We start from the raw sequence: 18,752 nt of genomic DNA, 5'->3' as shown, positions 1-18,752 counted from the left end.
TAGGGGGAAAGGTATATGCACGATCGAATTGTAGCTATTTTAAAAAAACAAACAAAACCAATTGATACGATTGAATTAGAACAGTTATTAGATATTAATAAAATTAATGATAATAAAATGATGTTAAAAGTTTTGGTCGAATTAGAAAATGATAATATTATTGGGGTCACACAACAACATCGGTTTTATTATTTTGATCCAAAAATTTATTTACGAGGAGTTATTAGCATTAATAAAAAAGGTTTTGGTTTTATTAAAATTAGTGAAAACCAAGAAGAATACTATGTTAAACAAGATGATTTAAATAATGCATTAGACCAAGATCAAGTTTTGTTTATTTTAAAAAAACAAAAAAATATTAATAATTCTAAAAAAGCAGAAGCACAAGTAATTAAAGTTTTGAAGCGAAATAATGAATATGTAGTTGGAGTTATTAAAAAGAATCGTCATCAACAAAAATATTTAGAAATTTTAAATAATAAATTAACGCAATATCGTGCTGAAATTATTAATTTAGCTGATGCAATTGAAAATACAATTGTAAAGGGAATCATTACAAATATTAATAGTAAAAACAATTTAATGCAAGTTAAAATCATTGAGATCATTGGTAATACTAATCAAGTCGGTGTTGATGTCTTGGCTATTTTACATGAATTTAATATTCGTACTAAATTTAATGAAGAAACATTAAATGAAGCCAATCAAATTAAACAAGATGTTGATGTTGCAAGAATGTTAGCAGATAAATCACGCCGTGATTTACAAGCAGAAATGTTTGTTACAATTGATGGGAATGATTCAAAAGATTTTGATGATGCTATTTTAGTTAAAAAAAATCAAAATGGTAATTATTTATTATTGGTTGCGATTGCTGATGTTGCACATTATGTTCCACAGAATAGTTATCTTGATAAAGAAGCTTTTGACCGAGGATGTTCAGTTTATTTAATTGACCGGGTTGTTCCAATGTTACCAGAAAAATTAAGTAATGGGATTTGTTCGTTAAATCCTTTTGAACCACGATTAACATTAATTTGTGAAATGGAAATTAATAAGCAGGGACATGTTGTTAATTCTAGTATTTATGAAGCTGTCATTATTTCAAAAGCGCGATTAACTTATGATGAAGTTAATAAGTTATTCTGCCAAGAAAAAAATCAAATCTCAGGTGAAATTGCTCAAATGTTGCTTTTAGCGCAACAGTTATATCAAATTTTAGTTTTAAAAAAAGAACATGATGGGGTTGTTGATTTTGATTTAGATGAACCAAAGTTTATTGTTGATAAAAATGGTAAGATTAAAGATATTGTTGTGCGAGAGCGTGCTGATGCAGAAAAATTGATTGAGATTTTTATGATTCGCGCTAATGAAACGGTAGCCGAAACAATTTATTGAATGGATTTGCCATTTGTTTATCGTGTGCATGATAAGCCAAAACCAAAAAAATTGTTTGATTTATATACGCAATTATCTTATTTAGGTTTAAATATTAAAGGAAAGTTAGAAAATATTCATTCTAAAGATTTACAGCAAATTTTAAATAAGTTAAAGGATAAGGAAAATTTTAAAGTTATTTCAGCTTTAGTATTACGAAGTATGGAAAAAGCTAAATATAGTGCTATTAATGATGGCCATTTTGGACTGGCATCTTGATGTTATACGCACTTTACTTCACCAATTCGGCGTTATCCCGATTTAGTTGTTCATCGTTTATTAAAAGAATATTTATTTCAAGGAAAAGTTAAAATTACTAATTTAGAACAAACGCGAACTTTTGTTAGTCATGCTAGTAAACAGTCATCCCTTGCAGAATTACGGGCAATGGAATGTGAACGAGAAGTTGACAAAACGAAAGAAGCTGAATATATGGAAGATAAAATTGGTTATGAATATGATGGCATTATTTCTGGAGTTACTTCGTTTGGAATTTTCGTTGAATTACCAAATACAATTGAAGGATTGGTTCATATTACTGATTTAAAAAATGACTATTACGTTTTTGATGAAAAAAGTTTAAAATTAATTGGAGAACGGAAACGAAAAGAATATTTTTTAGGAAAAAAAGTACGAATTAGAGTAAAGAAAGCAAGTAAAAAATTACGGCAAATTGATTTTGAACTAGTTGATTAAGGAGTTGATATTAATGTTGACAATTACAGTTAATAAAAAAGCACGGTATAATTATGAAATTATTGAAACCTATGAAGCTGGTATTGTTTTGACAGGCAGTGAGATTAAGTCAATTCGTAATAATGATGTATCAATTAATGAGGCCTTTGTTATTATTAGAAAAAATGAGGCCTTTGTTATCAATATGATAATTGCTCAATATAAATTTTCAACATCATATGCACCAGATGCTGATCGTACTAGAAAATTACTTTTGCATAAAAAAGAAATTAAAAAAATTTTGCAACGAATTAAATTAGAACGTTTAACATTAGTACCATTAAAGTTATATCTTAAAAATAATTATGCTAAATTAGAAATTGCTTTAGTTCGTGGGAAGAAGAATTATGATAAACGAGAAACAATTAAGCAACGCGATAATGAGCGCTTACTTCGGAAATATTAATTTTTAAAAAGTTAGAAGGTAAAAAAGAATTAATTGAGGTAGTAAATTCAATAATTAAAGAAAATGATAAAAATAATGATGGGTTTACTCAGTTTTCTATAATTATTGAAAATTTACTTCGAAAAATTCCAGATTTTAATCCCAAAAATTATGGGGCACAAAATAATAAATTTTCATTATTTTTAAAAAACAATTTTTAAGACAGTTATGATTTTAAAGAAAAGGGAGGAATTTTATATATAAAATTAAAACAAAAGAAGAAATAATTATAATAAATATGATTAATAATAAGGAAATATATTATTTTTTAGTTAATATATGAGTGTAAAACTGTTAGAAGTTATAATAAAAGTATAAATAATAGATGAAGTAGAAATGAATATGGGAGAAATAGTTACCGTTATTGTTGCTTCTTTATCATTCATAAGTACAATTATTTCTTCAATATTTACTTTATTGCTAATAAAAATAATCAACTAAATGAAGTAAAAATTGATGAAATACATAAAAAGTTAATAGAAAATCATTCAAGAATAATGGAAATTCTAATAAACAAAACATCTTCCACAATTGACAATGCAATTAATGGTTTTATAAAATTATTTAACCAAAGTAATAAAGATCAATCATATGAAAGAATGGAAGGGGAAATAACAACCTCCAATGAACCCGATATTAGTTAAAAGATGCTTTTAAAATAAAAAAGTCATATGAAAATAATAATGTTTAGGAGAAAAATTATGACTTATAAAGATAAAGAAAAATTACAAGCAAAATTTATTAATGGATTTATTAAAAATGAATTTTATGATGTAATTTTTAATTACTGGACATTATTAAAGAATAAGCAGATTAATAATCAAAATAAGATAGAAAAAAGAACATCGTCTAAACAATTGGAAGATAATTTTGTTAAAAAACTATTAAATAATATTATTAGTTTAAAACATGAAATATTTAATAATAGTAAAAAAACTTTTACTGAACTTTAACAAGAAAAAGTAGAAAGCAAAAAACCAGAAAATTTTAAAGAACACTTTTATTTTTTTCAAAATTTTAAATATCAAAGACAAGTTAAAAAATGTTTAAATTTGTAGAATAAAGGATGAAGTAGGAAAAAAGCAACTCTTGTTAAAGGGTTGTTTTTTTATTTGAAAAACAATCTAACAATTTAATAGATATTTTGGTGGTCTAACCCAACAGTAATCAGTCTGGAAATAATAGACGCTTTAATAAGCGATAGTGGTGATAAGTGCGAGGTCAACATCAAACCACAATAAAAATAGAGATGGTCACTTTATAAATAAATTTGCGATTAGCATTAGGTTCTTCAAGGTGCGAGTGAATTTATTTTAAAAACTGAACGCTTTGACCTGAAATGGTGCGGATGAAGAAATGTAATTATATGGCGTCTTAACTATACAAACAACTACAAATTGTAGAACATTGTAGTTAATATACCAACAATTACCAAAATTAATAATCAGGAGGTAAATATGAAAAAGAAATATTGTCTTAAAAAAAGATATTGAGGTTATTGCTTTAAATGTGATAAACAAAATAAATATATCCCTACACACAATGAAATTACTGATGAACATTGAGCATTAGGAAAACAAAATTAGGGGGAATTAAATTATGGAAAAAAGATACTTATTAGTAATGAAATTTGAAAATGAAGTTCTAACTAAATCGTTTTATACATTAAAAGAAGCAAAAATTACTGCTAGTGTTGAAAATGAAAATGAATGATTAACAACCATTATTGATTTAGAAAACGAAAATATTAAATGACAAGGATGTGAATAATATGTGAAAAGATGAAGATGGCAAAGTTTACACAAAAGAAGATTTATTTAATGAAGCATTAGAAGAATGTCATTCAGAAGAAAGTGCTTATGACTATATTGATACTTTAATTGCAGAAAAGAATTTGGAGGAATTATAAAATGAAAACATTACAAGCTTTAATTAAAGATTTAACAGGAATTGATGTTGAACAAAATCAAATCAGTAAATATTTAGCAATTAAAACATTAGATTTACGAGGTGCTTATTTACGAAGTGCTAATTTACAAGGTACTGATTTATGATGTGCTGATTTATGATGTGCTAATTTAGAATATGCTAATTTACGAAGTGCTAATTTAGAAAATGCTTGTTTAGTAGGTGCTAATTTAGAAAATGCTTGTTTATTAGGTGCTAGAATTACAAAAAAACAATTAGACCAATTAACTGTTATTAAGGAGGATGAATAATGGCAAAATATTGTAAAAAATGTCAATGCCCTGTTAATCAAATTAACTCTGATTATTGTTTATTTTGTGATAATGATGTACTTAAAGAAGAACTTACAGAATTAAAACAACAAATATTATATAAAGAAGATTTTCAAAAAGTAACTTGTTTATGAGAACATAGTTCAATTTGCTGCGATAATGGAATAACATTTTATCTTAAAGATAATTCTAAATATGACAAATTACCTAGTAAGGACGATGAATAATGAATATAACAGTTAAAGAATTAATAAAAGACCAATTAGATTGAGCAGATGATTCGGGGAAATATGGGGATTTGACTTTTCCTGTTATTCTTGAATCATATAAAGAAATATTTGAAAATATTTTAGAAACATATAAAAAAGAACTTGATGAATTAAAACAACAAATATTATATAAAGAAGATTTTGATGCTCAATATTATTGTAGTTATCACGGACATTGAGACCAATGTATAGTTGAAGATGAAGAAGAACCAACAGAAGAACAATTATCAAAGTATATTCTAATTTTAAAAGATAATTCTAAATATGACAAATTACCTAGTAAGGAGGAAAAATAATGAAAAATATAGTTCAAAATGTTTCTTTTCCTTTTGCAATTAAAGGTAATGATTTTAAAGAATTAAGTTTAAAAGCATTAAATATTAAAAAATGAATTGATGAAAATGGACAAGAATTAGCAGAATTTATATACAGACATCGTAATCAATATAATACGACTGGTTATAAAGATGTGCATTTAAAAGATATTCCATCAACATTAACTAAAATTGATATTGTTTTTAAAGAACCATTAGATCCAGTTAAAGAATTTAAAGATGCTTTAAATCGTATTCATACTAATATTATTCATTTTGAAAAATATATTGAAAATCATAAAATTGAAATTAAAAATAATATTAATCAAGTGCGAATTCAAAAGCAAAATGAGTTTTTAAAAGAACAAGAATTAAAAAAACAAGAATTAATTGAAAAAGTAAATAGTTTAACACCAGATATGGGTCTTGATATAGACCAAATTCAAGATGAACAAGTTCGTGTAATGGAACAAATTGAGCAAATTGATAAATCATTAGAACCAATACAATTAAAAAAAGTTGGTATTAATTTAATTAAAGAAAAATTATTAATAAAAGATATTGAAGTATTAGGGATTGATGATGATTTTTTAGAAAATGCTAATCAATATGAATTAAAACAATTAATTAAATATTTAATTATTGATGAAAAATTAGTTAAAAATACAATTAAAGCACAATGAGATACAAATACTGATAATAAAGTAGTTGGTATTAAAGGAATAAATATTCAAATTAAAGGAGTGAAATAAAATGACAAATATTGTTGAATTTTTAAAAACAGATAAGGTAAATGAATGAATAAAAAGTAAATTTTCTAATGAAAATGAAATTGCAAGATTTAAAAGTAATATTGTAGCAATCTCAAATAGTAATGATTTATTACAAAAAGCAGACCCAAGAACTATTATGACTGCTTGTTATCAAGGTGTTTTATTAAATTTACCAATGGAAAAACAATTTGGTTATGCTTATGTTGTTCCATATAATACTAAAATAACAAGAATTATTAATGGTCGTGAAGTACAAGAATGAATTAATCAAGCACAATTTCAAATGGGTTATAAAGGTTATATTCAATTAGCACAAAGAAGTGGACAATATTTAGATATAGCAGTAACAGATGTTAGAGTTGGTGAATTAGTAAATTATGACCGTTTAAAAGGAACTAGTTTTAATTGAAATCAAAATGAAAATGAACGAGAAAAATTACCCATTATTGGATATGTAGCATATTTTAAAATGGTTAATGGTTTTGAAAAAACTTTATATATGACAAAAGAACAAATGGAAAATCATTTTATGAAATATTCTAAAACTTATGCTAAAAATAAATCATTTTATATTGCTACTTTTGATGAAATGGCATTAAAAACAGTATTAACATCATTATTAAGAAAATGAGGTATTATGTCTGTTGAATTACAACAAGCATATAAATCAGATCAATCAGTTATTACTACTAATGATGAAAATATTTATATTGATAATGATACTAATGTCGCCAAAAATAAAGGGCAAATTAGCGATGAACCCTTATCAAATAATATAAATAACCCATCTTATCCAGAAATAGCAGACACTAACGATAATGTCGTTAAAGAAGAAGATATCTCAAATGTAGTACCAGCAGTTAATAATGATGAGGAGTGAGCAACTTGATAAAAATAGGTATTGACCCATCAGGAACTGGTACTACTGGTATTGTTATTTATGAAGATAATAAAATTATTAGAAAAATTGAAATTATATATAATAATTGATTAAAACAATTAGAGTTTATAATAGATTCATTTTCTGCATTTAGATATAAAAATTCATATAAATTTAATATTGAAAATTGTTTACCAACAAATGCTAATGGGTCAAAAGATAGAGATGATTTATTACGATTATTAGGTGCATTAGAAATTAAATTAAATGATTTACAAATTGAAATTAATTGAGTATCACCAAAATATACTAAATCAGTTGTTAAAAATATTAAAAATTTAAGTAAATATAATGATAGTTGTTTATGAAAATATGATAAAGATACTAATTTAACTTATCAATATGGTAAAGGTTGATTTTATAATAATGAAAAAATAAGTAATCATCTCCGCGATGCAATTATAATTGCTAATTATGAAAACTAAATTAGGTCAGTTATATTTTGGTGATAGTTTAGAAATATTAAAAACAATATCTGACAAAAGTATTGATTTAATATTAACTGATCCACCTTACCTTTACCCTGATATTGCTAAAAAATTAGAAAATAAAGAAAAGCATATTAAATATAATTTAAAAAAAATACAAGATCCTAATTGTTCTAATATTCAATATCAAATTCGTAAAAGGGAACTTGAATTTTTACAGGGTGAATTTATTAGTAGTTTTGATATACCATCATATTTTAAAGAATGAATGCGAATTATTAAAAAACCAAATTTTATAATTTATTTATCAAAACAACAATTAAAAGATTATTTAATTGAAATAGAAAATTATAACTTAAAGTTTGAATTAATAATTTACAAAAAAACAAATGATGCACCTACTAATGCTGCATATCGTAAAGATAAAGAATTATGTTTATATATTTACAAAAACCCAATTAGTTATAGTAATGTTTGAAATCAAGATATGCAGACTATTTATCAAATTACTAATAGCAATAATCAATTTATAGGAAATATAAAACACCCTACTATTAAAGATATTAATTTAATTAAATTACAAATAAATAAGCATAGTAAAGTTGGAGATATTGTATTAGATTGTTTTTTAGGAAGTGGTACAACCGCGTATGCTTGTGAACAATTAAATCGGCGTTGAATTGGAATAGAAATTAATGAAAAATATTATAAATTAACAAAGGAGCGATTAAAGTATGTTCAACCAACATTATTCTATTAAAATAAAATGTAATGAATGTAATAAAAATATTAATTATGGTAATATTGTTTCTAAAAATAATAAAGTAATGCATTATGTTTGTTATAAAAGGTTATTTAAAAATGAAAACAAAAAATCATCAAGTTGTAATTAGAAATATTAATGTTTACTTAAATAAAGAACAAGCAAAAATATGAAATGAATTACCCGAATTATATACACATAACCAACGAGTACAGCATTTTATCAATTACTATATTGTAAATAATAAAGAAGATGAAAGTAAATAAAAGAAAGTCTTATAAGCATAAAAGATTAAAGTGTTGTTATAAAAAGAAATGCAATAAAAGATGGGAGATATAATAATGAATAAATATATTTTGTGTTATCATTCAGAACAAGGTAAACGACCATGTAAAACTCCTCTTGGTGAATATATAACTGGTACTGATATTGAAGATGTAAATATAAATTCAACATGAGACTGAGAATATTTAATCAATAAATATGGTGAAAAGAATTTAATTATCTTAAAAACAGATAAAAAATAACCTTAATTGGTTATTTTTTTAAATGTTATTTATTTCATCTTTTTTTAAGACAATATTCATTTCAACTTTCAACTTGTTCTATTGTTTGTTTACAATTATGACAAATATTAACATTATGTTTTTTAAGATATTTACGAAATATTAATCAACCAAATAATATTAAATATAAGATATAACTTGGTATTTTATAAACTTGCTCTAAACATTTACCAATCGGTAATTTAATTGCTGGTATTTTAGGTATTTTTGTTGTTAATCAAGCAGTACCATGTAATATTGGATATGATATAACAATCCCAGCATATCCAAAAAAACCACCATCAGTTATATTGTGCTGACCAAACATAAACTCTTTAACTGGTTCTAATGTTGGTATTCAATTAAAATGTAAACTAGTAAAAAATAAACCATATAAACTTAAAAATGGTGTATGATATAAAATTGACAGTGCATTATATCGCATAATATATGCTTTTTTAATATGAAATGGATATTTATCATATTTTAAAAACTTACGATTTTTTCATGCTTTAAAACTTTGACTTGGATTTCTTTGTTCAAAACCTAATCTTTGTCAATAAGTACCATTTTCATTTTTAATAATAATATTTTCTTTATCTATCATATTTACACCTCTTGTCGTAAAACCCGAACACTATTTATTTTTACATTATTACCAGCATTACCATCAGTTAAATAAACTCGACCAGTAGCATTATATAGTGAAATACTATAATGGGTTTTATCCATATCATCAATAAAAGCGATTGATTGGCGTTTAGATAAAGTTTTATTTGCTTTTTTTTCTGTAAAATAAGGCGGATCAAGTCGTAAGTTACCTTCAGATGTACTCCGATTAGTTGGTGACATTCTAACTTGATAACGATATTCTTCTGAAAATTCAGGAATATCAATATAAGTTGAACTATCAGGTGTGTATGATATCGGTACTTCTTCTCATTTTATTTTTTTATTTATTTCAAGCACTCATTTTAACATTTGGTCAATAGTATCTGTTAAACCTTTATCTAAAGATAATTTATTATTTTCAATATCAAATTCATCTGATAATAATAATTCTAAACTACTATCATCTTTTTGATGTAACGGGGCATTAACTGTTATTGAACTACCACTTTGTGCTTTTTTAACAATATATTTTCCATCTTCTTTATCAATATAATCTTTATTTAAATCACTATCTTTAATAACATCAGATGGTATATCACCACCTTGTTTTGCTTTTCATACATTATTTTCATAATAAATCGTATCATTATCAAAAGGCACTGATAATTCATTATTAGAATTATATATAATACTTTTATTATCAAGTTTAACGGAAATATTTTTTATATAATTATCAATATAATTTGCTAATAATTCCCTTGATATTTCAATTTGTCATATTCCACTTTTTTCAGTACTAGATCATGGAATAATAGATAAAGTATTAGATGTAAACATACTATTTTTTCATACATATTTAGCATCTGCCTCACTTAACATAATTGGTCGATCTTTATGATTAGTATCAGGTTGCACAAATCCAGTATTATATTCATTTTTAAAACCATAATTATCAGGGTTTATTTTAGTTATAGTTTGTGATTTATAAAACTTTGCTTTTTCTAATAAACTTATAATATCAGGAGAAAATTCTATCTTCATATTACTAGGATATGTATAACTTGCAACACTATCACTACTATTTTCACCACCATTTGAATATTCAATCCCAGTTCTTATTAAATATTGAGTTTGCAAACAACAAGCAATTTTTACATAATTAATCCGCTTTTTATCAATTTCACTATTAGGATCAAGCAATGGAAACTCAGTTTCTAAACGATAACCACAAATACTATCTAATTGTAAACTTGCTCTTGTAATACCCTCAATTAAATAATTTGAAATAGTATCATCATAAAGTTTTTTACCATATTGTGCTACTAATTTATCAAAACCCTCTCAATTTTTAAACTCTTCTAATGTTATTAATTTAAAACTTTCTAATTTTGTTATATCTGCCATAATTTCACCTCTTCGCATCACCATTATAAACAAAAAAAGTCTTTTTTAGACTTTAATTGTTTTATCCGATAATTTAATATCTTTTTTAGAAATTGATTTCTTTGCTCTTTGTAATTTAACAATATGATTAAATTCTTCTTCACTAACAGGTTTATTTGTTTCTAATACTTGTGCTCATTCAGTATTACCAAGACCCAAAGTATTAGCAGTTTGCAATAAACCTAAATGAATAGCATCTAATGTTTCTTGTCCTACCACTTTATTTGCAGACTCTTTAACTTTATTTTTAATTATTTTTTTAATTAAAAGTTCTAATCCTTTATAACCTAAAACCCCACCAAAAGCAATTCCAACTCCAATACCAATTAAAAGTTCTGTACTCATATTTTTTTATCGTCCTTTCTTAATTTTCACATCACCATCTTAGCATCAAGATAAAAATAATCAACAACAATATTAAAAATTAAAATATATGCAACCCTTTTTATTTTTGTTGTATAATTTTGTTATATAATTAAGTTAATAAAAAGAGAGGGTTTTTATATGTATAGAAAGTTAAAAATTTTATGGATAATTGATCGAGCATTTTTGGTTTAATAGGAAGTGTTTTAAGTGTAATAAGTACGTTACTAACAATACTATTTGGTATAAGGTCTACTAGAGTAAAAAATGATTTAGAAAAAATTAAATTAAAATACGAGCAAGAACGTTGAATGACAATACTTAAAATTATTGAAAATAATTTATGTATTAAACAAGAAAAAAACCCTCAAAATGATATTTTAGAAAAAATTAAAAAAGAAAAAAAGAAAAAAGAAGTAAAAGAAAAAATTAATCAAAATAAAAATCAAAAGAAAGTTAATGGCTCAGTATTAAAAGATTTTTTAGAGAAAAATAAATTATAGTAGGGATGTGAAAAAAATGAAAAACAATAAAATTAATTATAATCAATTGGAAGAATTAAAATTAAAAACAAGAAAGAAAATTTTAGAAAATGAAATTTATGATATTTTGTATGATTATAGCAAAGAACTTGAAAAATATAATTCAACAATTAAAGAAAATAATATTTATAATTCCGCAGCAGTAATTTTTTTAGATAGTTTTATTGAAATTAAAGATCGATTATTAGATTTTATTGGAAAAAGTAAAGAAGAAATAAAAAAACTAGTAAAAGATGAACTACATTCAACAGCAAATATTTTTTCAAAAAATAAAGAAGTATATAATTTTACAAAAAAATTTATTTCTTTTATAAAGAAAGCAGATTCAGGTTTAAAAAATTTAGTAATTAGAGTTTTTATTGCCATTCAATTATCAGAAGAAGAAGATAATAATAAATTAGAAAAATTATTAAGTAATTTAAATGTGCAAGAATTTTATGAAGTTATAAAAGATAAAAAAATTAATAAAGAAATATATAGTAATTTAGAAAAAAAATGAAAATTAGCATTAAATAATATTATGAAAGAATGAAAAATTAATGAAAAGTCAGAAGAAAAATTGAGTGATAAAGTTTATAAAATATTTAGTATTTTAAATAAAAAATATAATTATGGTATATAAATTTTAAATAAATATTGAAATTAACTTTGTTGATGGTATGATGGTGACAATAAAGGGAGGATAATTCTACAATGAAAAGATTATTAAGTATTTTAGGGGAATATTGTTAATAGGAACAAGTACAACAAGCGTAGTTGGGTGTAATAAAGCACAATATACTGAAAAAGAATTGGCAGATTTAAAAGAAAAAAATAATATAAAAACAAACGATGGTGTTTTAGAATGAATAACAAAACAGGAAAAACCTTTTAATGAATTAGTAGATAATAAATGATATTACATGATATATAAAGATAACTCTAATAATATAAAAATATCAAAAAGAATAAATAATAATCCAGATGTTAATATTAAATTGCCTTGGTCTAACTCATGGATAAAAGTTTATCGTTGAAATGGAGAAGAAAATAAATCTCCTAGTTTAGATATTGATAAAGATGGAAATGTAATTGTTAAAGAATAACAAAAAGACATTTTTTTTATTTTTTTAAAGTAATTTTAGTAGTGGCATTTGTAGCCATAGATAAATAACCTCAAATATCACCAAACAATGCACTATGATAAATATTAGCATTTAATATTACACTAAATTTAACTTTTAACTTAACACCATCTCTATAAAATAATAATTTACATAATATTTTTACACGAGCAACATTATCACTTTTATAAAATGAATAATTTAAAGGAGCATAACCATCTGTTGTAATATCATTTAAAACTATATAATTTGCTAAACTTAAATCATTTTTTGCTACATCTACTATATCATCAGATTTAGATTTTTTTGCATAAACATTTAAATTATTAGGCAATGATGTATTTAAATTAGTTATATAGAAACTATGATAATTTTTTACTACTTGTTGTCAATTATTTATACCTTGTTTTGAAAAATCATATAATTCATACTCTACATTATAGGTTTTTTCCTTTCCTTCTTGATCATTAATATTTGCATAAATATCTAAATTTACAGTTAATTTGCTTAAATCAATTTCAATAGGATATAAATTTAAATCAGGTTCAGGTTGTGGAAAAGTTTGTGGTCATTCATGTATTACATTATCATCTATAAATTGATCTAAATAACTTAAAGGATATATTGTTAATCAATCTCGTACTGAATTATTATATAAAGATGTTGTTTGTAAACTAATTTGATAATCCATAATACTAAATGGTTCAAATTGATCTATATCATCTGTAAACATATAAATTTTGCAAGCAGTTTTACCAATATTATAAAATCCAATAGCATCAATAATATAAGTATATCCATTAATATCTGTTAAAAAGTTTTCACTTAAAGCACTAAATGCTTCAAATTGACCATCTGCTAAATAAACAATATTATTATCTTCATAATCATATTGACCTAAATAAATACTTGATACATTTTGATAACCTAAACTTGTACCATTTTCTTTATTATATTTATGTAATTTTATTTTATCTGTTAAAGTAAATGCCATACTTGTGTTGCTTGATGATGCATTAATAATATCATTAACCTCATCTTGCGTATTATATCTAAAAACATCAAGTGGTATATTACCCTGATTTTTTGATGTTTCTTTATTGTCAATAATAACACTAGGTCAATAACTTTCATCATAAAATGTATAATTTGATTTACCTATAAATAAAGGAATACCAGTTTTAATATTAGGGTAATTTAAATTAGTGTTTGTATCTATAATTTTTCAATAAATAGGTATTCCAAAAGTTATTGCATTTAAAAATTTACCAATAACGGGTATATCTCTTTGTGTTCAAACAACACTTTCATTTATATCTATTGGCAAACTAATAATATGATTATTCATTATTGAAAATAAATTTAACATATCTTTAAAAGTTCCTTTTGAATGTTTAGATGGATTAATATTAACAATTCCAGTTTTTTTATTATATCTAAAATACCCATTTGGCCTAACATCATATTCTATATTTATTACATCTTTATTCTTAAATAGTCAATCCTTATCTTTAACTGTTAAATTACTTGGATTAGTTGCTTGTGTTAAATCTCTATCAGTATTTAAATAACCTTCATAATTCTTTTTAACTTCTTGGTTTGTTTGTCCTTGTTTTCTTTTTAATCAATTATCATATTGACCATTAATAGCGGGTATAGCATTTGTCAAATAATAAGTAGAAAGAGGTTTACTATTTTTAGTAATTGGATCTGAAATTGGTGTTTTAATACTTTCAATAAATAGTCTACGACTTGGGTATACTTTTTCATTTCATTTCCCTAAATTTTCAATAGGGCGACCAAATATAACTGGTGCTGAAAAAGCATTATTACCTAATAAACTAATTTGAATACTTTTAATACCTCGATCACCAGTAAATTTCTCATTAATTATATAATCTTTTGGAATACCTAAATCATCTCATATTATTTTAGGTATTACATAACCCTCACCTGGTGCTGAAAATTGTACGAATTGCTGAATAGTTTGTCCAGTAGTATTAATATAATCTTTAACATAACTAAAAGTAATAACTCAATATACTAATTCATTTAAATCATTATATTTTGGTTGAGCATTTGAAATAAACATTAATAAATTATCATCAACATCTTCTTTATCAGATTGTAAAGGAACTAAATAAAATCTTAAAAAATCTTCTCTTTGAAAATTATAAGTAGTTTCAATCGTAATTGTACGATCAAGATATCAAGCATTATATTCGCCAAAATATTCTTCACCACCTAATTTAGAAAATTCAACAGTATCATTAATATTAACAATATGACATTTATAAGCATCACCTTTAAATTTTCTTTTAATAGCAAAATTATCTAATGCTTTATCAATTTTTTGTAAATTCATAACATAAACATTAAAACCATTTTCATTATTAATTTTTTCTCAAATATCATTAACTGGATAATTATTATCAGGATTATCTTTATTAATAAAAACTTGTTTTGTTGCATCTCATAAATAAGTTTTTTCGGTACTAGTAATATATAAATAACTAACTTTATCCGTTAAACTATTTTTAAATTCATTAATAGAATAAGTAAATCAATCTTTATTATTTTGGAAAAAATCATAATTTCAAATATCAGGTATAGCACGAGATCTAATTTTAATAGCATTTTTTCATTGTGCTATTATTCCTTCTTTCCCAGTAAATATTTGTGACATTTGTGTAAAGTTTTGTGGTACTCCATTATTAGGTTGAAAACCTTTATCAGTAATATTTACTAAACCAGTTTTAATAATAAATGGAAAAAAGAAATAATTACTTTTAATATCAATATCTAATTTAGTTAAATCAGATCTAACACTATTATCCATTATTCTTTCATTTAAGTTTTTAAAAATACTATTAATATTAGGTACTTGCATTATTGTATATCTCCTTTAATATCTTCTTCTCTTGTTTGATTATCATCAATATAACTCATTTCTTGATCTAATTGTTCTTTTTGTTCTTTTTTAATTTCTTCATACATCATTCTTGCTTTTTTATTTGTTACTTTTTCTTGTTTATGAATTGCTCTAACATGAGTAATAGTTCCATTATTTATTTGTCTATCAATTACCTCAGATTGAGTAATTTCATTAACTATTGATATATCTATAAATTCTAAGGTATAAGGTCTAAAATTATCATTATTCTGACTGTTATCATCTAAACTATCTCATTTTTTATAATGCTTAAATATATAATCAAATAAGCGATATAATTTAGGAAATCGTAAAGATCTTTTTTGTAAAGTAGTATGAATATCTAATTTATTATTCATTAATGACTCTGTTTTATTTGTATAATTATTCCCTGAAAAATTATCATATTCATAACCTGCACCATTAAATATCATTTTCATAGAATAATCACTATCAATAGTTATTTCAGTATAATTTTGTTGAGCATGAATTAAACCAACACCAGTAGTACCAGTCATAGCATATTGTTGAACTGTACTACTAATTAAAGCATCTGCTTGTACTAATTCTTCATCACCATTACCATTATCATTATCACCAAGTGGAGATGTATTTTTTCGTCCTACAAAATGAGTACGATTAATAATTCTTTCAATTCTTTTATAATAAATATTATCTTGTACATCTTTAATTAAATTAAATACAGGTAAACAATCGGGCACAGCATCTGCTGTTGTTTTTGTACCTTGAACTAATTTAGGTAAATTTGTAAATTCAACAATAGGTAATATATCTATTCCAGTATCATATTCCATTATAGAAACTGGTCTTAATTTACTTTCTAATTCACCATAAGTTTGTCAAATACCAATTTCTAAATCTTTTGCAGTATAATAAGTTATTTTTGCTTTTCTTGGATAAAATTGTACTTTTTGATATCACATATAATCAGATTGAGCAGGTAATATTCACATTTCTGCATATTGTTCTATTTCTGAATATTTAGCAATACGAACACTTGAACCAATAGGTGCAACATCAATAGTTAAATCATCAGTTTCTGTTTTTAATAAATACATTACACTACGCCCATATAAACTATTTGCTAATTCATTTTGAAATAATTTAGAATAAACATAGTTTTTTTCGTATCATTCTTCTATTCAATCTTGTGTATCATCATTATCACAATTAAACATTAGACCTTGTCCAATAGTTAATGGAGCTGCTTTTCTATTAGCAATAATTCAAGGAATATCAATATAATATTTTTGTTCTGATAATATTGGGTATTTTCCTTTTTCCAAATAATTTAAATATTCGGGTTGTTTATTTAATTCTTTAAAATCTATTTCATTATTCATTTTTACACCTCTTTTTGTCATCACCCATTATATAATCACCATAAGGAGAGTGTCAAAATATGTGAAAATTATTAACATTAATTACTAGTATTTTAGAAAATCCTAAAATAGCATTAAGAATTATAAAATTATTAGAAAAATATGGGAATTCTAAAATAAAATCAATTTTACAAAGCATTAAAGATATTGAACATCAATTAGCACAAATTCAATATTATTTAAATCCTAATATATTAAGTGATTTATTAGCAAAATTACCTAAAAGTTTAGAAATACAATTATTTAAAGATATTAGTTTTTTAGATAAAAATAAATATAAAGAAATTATAAATTCATTAACACCAACAGAAAGTAATTGAACTATATTATCTAGTAGTTGATGTAAAAAGGGATTTTTTCAAATAACTAATAAACAAAAATTAATAGGTAATTTAACTATTTTAATTCAATCAGATAATGATAAACAAAAAAGATGATATGGACCATATACATATCCAAAAGTACACATTCAAGTATGACAAGCAATGAAATCAGCAACTGGTAAAAATGGAACTGGATCAGGATCAGTATTTTGAAATATGTGATTACATGTATGATTACGCAGTGAATTAAGAGAATATGTTAATTGACAAATATATACACAACAAAATAAAGGTAGCGGAGATGTTAAATTAAGAGCAAGTAGAATTAATAAAAACTTATTAGAATTAAATAAAGAAATAAATCGTTATAGTACTAATTTTTATAATACAAAAGATGCTAAATTAAATAATCATAAACAATATATAGATAATAAAAATTGATTAACACAACAAAAACAATATGCTACTAATTTAAAATTAGGTTATCAAAAATTACATACTAAAATAATATCAAAACCAAAAACAATTAATCTTTATAATGAAATTAAAAAAGGATTTAATATAATTAAAAACCCAATAAATACAACAAAAAATAAAATAAAAAGGAAATAAATCCTTTTTATTTTTTAGTAGCAGCAGGAACTGTAATTTCCATTCCTGTTGTTTCACCAGTTAATCAATTTGTACCAATTAAAATATATGGTACCGAAACATTATTGCTAAAATTACCCTCATCTCTATCATTAAATATTGAATCATCATAATCTAAAATATTAACAATATAATCTGAAGTTGTTAAACCAGCATTAAGTTTTTGAATTGCTTTAATAAGACCAGTATTCATTTCAGTAATTACATCTGCTTTTTTAGTTAAATCAGGAACATCACTATATCAAGGTGTTTTTAAAGTTCCAATATTATCTTTATTAAATTGTTTAATACTTATTTGATTTACTTTTTGTACTTTATAATACTGAACTTGTGAAACACCAGTTGCTTTATTTTTACCAGCAATATAAATATCAACATAAATATCTGTTGTAGTAATATCATAACTTGATGGTTCACCTTGATAATATAACGGTCATCAATCATAATCATCTGCTGTTAAACTTGCATCAACCGCTTTAACTGCTTTTAAA

Annotated in this window: 25 protein-coding genes; 19 read left to right on the top strand and 6 right to left on the bottom strand. The window is 23.7% G+C overall.

Annotated elements, in window-relative coordinates:
* The first annotated feature begins 15 nt into the window (after positions 1–15).
* The 15 genes from rnr to SDAV_RS05210 all read left to right on the top strand — a co-directional run bounded on the left by rnr (position 16) and on the right by SDAV_RS05210 (position 8,871).
* Entirely contained in the window at positions 16–2,133 is a 2,118-nt protein-coding gene (gene rnr / locus SDAV_RS05260; RefSeq protein ID WP_114564823.1) for a ribonuclease R, read from the top strand.
* 13 nt (positions 2,134–2,146) lie between these two features.
* Positions 2,147–2,578, top strand: coding sequence for an SsrA-binding protein SmpB (gene smpB / locus SDAV_RS05255; RefSeq protein WP_114564822.1), 432 nt, complete (start codon positions 2,147–2,149; stop codon positions 2,576–2,578).
* Positions 2,579–3,318: 740 nt separating this feature from the next.
* The gene (locus SDAV_RS05250; RefSeq protein WP_114564821.1) at positions 3,319–3,570 is read left to right on the top strand and encodes a hypothetical protein; all 252 of its coding nucleotides are present in this window, start codon (positions 3,319–3,321) and stop codon (positions 3,568–3,570) included.
* A gap of 504 nt (positions 3,571–4,074) precedes the next feature.
* The gene (locus SDAV_RS14035) at positions 4,075–4,203 is read left to right on the top strand and encodes a hypothetical protein (protein ID WP_281268794.1); all 129 of its coding nucleotides are present in this window, start codon (positions 4,075–4,077) and stop codon (positions 4,201–4,203) included.
* 13 nt (positions 4,204–4,216) lie between these two features.
* Positions 4,217–4,387, top strand: coding sequence for a hypothetical protein (locus SDAV_RS11975; protein ID WP_186823477.1), 171 nt, complete (start codon positions 4,217–4,219; stop codon positions 4,385–4,387).
* A 1-nt stretch (position 4,388) separates the two neighbouring features.
* Positions 4,389–4,526, top strand: a complete 138-nt coding sequence (locus tag SDAV_RS11970) for a hypothetical protein (protein ID WP_157092848.1) — start codon at positions 4,389–4,391, stop codon at positions 4,524–4,526.
* A 1-nt stretch (position 4,527) separates the two neighbouring features.
* Positions 4,528–4,836: a pentapeptide repeat-containing protein gene (locus tag SDAV_RS05245; protein ID WP_114564820.1), complete on the top strand. Its 309-nt coding sequence runs from the start codon at positions 4,528–4,530 to the stop codon at positions 4,834–4,836.
* Positions 4,836–5,084, top strand: a complete 249-nt coding sequence (locus SDAV_RS05240; RefSeq protein ID WP_114564117.1) for a hypothetical protein — start codon at positions 4,836–4,838, stop codon at positions 5,082–5,084. The genes SDAV_RS05245 and SDAV_RS05240 overlap by 1 nt, the downstream gene beginning before the upstream one ends.
* A complete protein-coding gene (locus SDAV_RS05235) occupies positions 5,084–5,422 on the top strand; it encodes a hypothetical protein (RefSeq protein ID WP_114564819.1) in 339 nt (112 codons plus the stop codon). Before SDAV_RS05240 ends, SDAV_RS05235 begins: the two co-directional genes overlap by 1 nt.
* On the top strand, positions 5,422–6,192 hold the full coding sequence (locus SDAV_RS05230) for a hypothetical protein (protein WP_114564818.1): 771 nt from the start codon (positions 5,422–5,424) through the stop codon (positions 6,190–6,192). Before SDAV_RS05235 ends, SDAV_RS05230 begins: the two co-directional genes overlap by 1 nt.
* 1 nt (position 6,193) lies before the next feature.
* Positions 6,194–7,105 (top strand): recombinase RecT, encoded by a 912-nt coding sequence (locus SDAV_RS05225; protein WP_114564817.1) that lies wholly within the window; start codon positions 6,194–6,196, stop codon positions 7,103–7,105.
* Positions 7,090–7,578: a hypothetical protein gene (locus SDAV_RS05220; RefSeq protein WP_186823476.1), complete on the top strand. Its 489-nt coding sequence runs from the start codon at positions 7,090–7,092 to the stop codon at positions 7,576–7,578. Before SDAV_RS05225 ends, SDAV_RS05220 begins: the two co-directional genes overlap by 16 nt.
* Positions 7,568–8,341, top strand: a complete 774-nt coding sequence (locus SDAV_RS05215) for a DNA-methyltransferase (RefSeq protein ID WP_114564359.1) — start codon at positions 7,568–7,570, stop codon at positions 8,339–8,341. The genes SDAV_RS05220 and SDAV_RS05215 overlap by 11 nt, the downstream gene beginning before the upstream one ends.
* Before the next feature lie 101 nt (positions 8,342–8,442).
* Positions 8,443–8,610: a hypothetical protein gene (locus tag SDAV_RS11965; RefSeq protein WP_186823475.1), complete on the top strand. Its 168-nt coding sequence runs from the start codon at positions 8,443–8,445 to the stop codon at positions 8,608–8,610.
* 75 nt (positions 8,611–8,685) lie between these two features.
* Positions 8,686–8,871 carry a hypothetical protein gene (locus SDAV_RS05210; protein ID WP_114564815.1) on the top strand — a complete coding sequence of 62 codons (186 nt, stop codon included), beginning with the start codon at positions 8,686–8,688 and terminating at the stop codon, positions 8,869–8,871.
* Between the two features lie 25 nt (positions 8,872–8,896).
* On the opposite strand, the gene SDAV_RS05205 is transcribed toward SDAV_RS05210, so the two are convergent.
* From SDAV_RS05205 to SDAV_RS05195, 3 genes are read right to left on the bottom strand one after another with little or no spacing between them, the layout of a single operon-like run.
* The gene (locus SDAV_RS05205) at positions 8,897–9,496 is read right to left on the bottom strand and encodes a hypothetical protein (protein WP_114564814.1); all 600 of its coding nucleotides are present in this window, start codon (positions 9,494–9,496) and stop codon (positions 8,897–8,899) included.
* Between the two features lie 2 nt (positions 9,497–9,498).
* Positions 9,499–10,905, bottom strand: coding sequence for a hypothetical protein (locus tag SDAV_RS05200; protein ID WP_114564813.1), 1,407 nt, complete (start codon positions 10,903–10,905; stop codon positions 9,499–9,501).
* A gap of 45 nt (positions 10,906–10,950) precedes the next feature.
* Positions 10,951–11,289: a hypothetical protein gene (locus SDAV_RS05195; RefSeq protein WP_114564812.1), complete on the bottom strand. Its 339-nt coding sequence runs from the start codon at positions 11,287–11,289 to the stop codon at positions 10,951–10,953.
* Between the two features lie 182 nt (positions 11,290–11,471).
* Between SDAV_RS05195 and SDAV_RS05190 the strand changes: the two genes are divergently transcribed.
* The 3 genes from SDAV_RS05190 (at position 11,472) to SDAV_RS05180 (ending at position 12,934) form a co-directional block, all read left to right on the top strand.
* Entirely contained in the window at positions 11,472–11,810 is a 339-nt protein-coding gene (locus tag SDAV_RS05190; RefSeq protein WP_114564811.1) for a hypothetical protein, read from the top strand.
* Between the two features lie 16 nt (positions 11,811–11,826).
* Positions 11,827–12,471, top strand: coding sequence for a hypothetical protein (locus SDAV_RS05185; RefSeq protein WP_114564810.1), 645 nt, complete (start codon positions 11,827–11,829; stop codon positions 12,469–12,471).
* Between the two features lie 103 nt (positions 12,472–12,574).
* Positions 12,575–12,934 (top strand): hypothetical protein, encoded by a 360-nt coding sequence (locus SDAV_RS05180; protein WP_114564809.1) that lies wholly within the window; start codon positions 12,575–12,577, stop codon positions 12,932–12,934.
* 16 nt (positions 12,935–12,950) lie between these two features.
* Here the strand turns inward: SDAV_RS05180 and SDAV_RS05175 are convergent, their stop codons facing one another.
* Positions 12,951–15,842, bottom strand: coding sequence for a hypothetical protein (locus SDAV_RS05175; protein WP_114564808.1), 2,892 nt, complete (start codon positions 15,840–15,842; stop codon positions 12,951–12,953).
* The gene (locus tag SDAV_RS05170) at positions 15,842–17,248 is read right to left on the bottom strand and encodes a hypothetical protein (RefSeq protein ID WP_114564352.1); all 1,407 of its coding nucleotides are present in this window, start codon (positions 17,246–17,248) and stop codon (positions 15,842–15,844) included. Before SDAV_RS05170 ends, SDAV_RS05175 begins: the two co-directional genes overlap by 1 nt.
* A gap of 59 nt (positions 17,249–17,307) precedes the next feature.
* On the opposite strand from SDAV_RS05170, the gene SDAV_RS05165 reads away from it, so the two are divergent.
* The gene (locus tag SDAV_RS05165; protein WP_114564351.1) at positions 17,308–18,222 is read left to right on the top strand and encodes a hypothetical protein; all 915 of its coding nucleotides are present in this window, start codon (positions 17,308–17,310) and stop codon (positions 18,220–18,222) included.
* A gap of 7 nt (positions 18,223–18,229) precedes the next feature.
* Here SDAV_RS05165 and SDAV_RS05160 read toward each other — a convergent pair whose 3' ends face one another.
* A complete protein-coding gene (locus SDAV_RS05160) occupies positions 18,230–18,454 on the bottom strand; it encodes a hypothetical protein (protein WP_114564807.1) in 225 nt (74 codons plus the stop codon).
* Positions 18,455–18,752 lie beyond the last annotated feature (298 nt).

Source organism: Spiroplasma phoeniceum P40 (assembly GCF_003339775.1).
In the GTDB taxonomy this organism is placed as follows: Bacteria; Bacillota_I; Bacilli_A; order Mycoplasmatales; family Mycoplasmataceae; genus Spiroplasma; species Spiroplasma phoeniceum.
The sequence above is the reverse complement of the archived record's forward strand: the minus strand, read 5'-3'. Positions and strand labels throughout refer to the sequence as shown.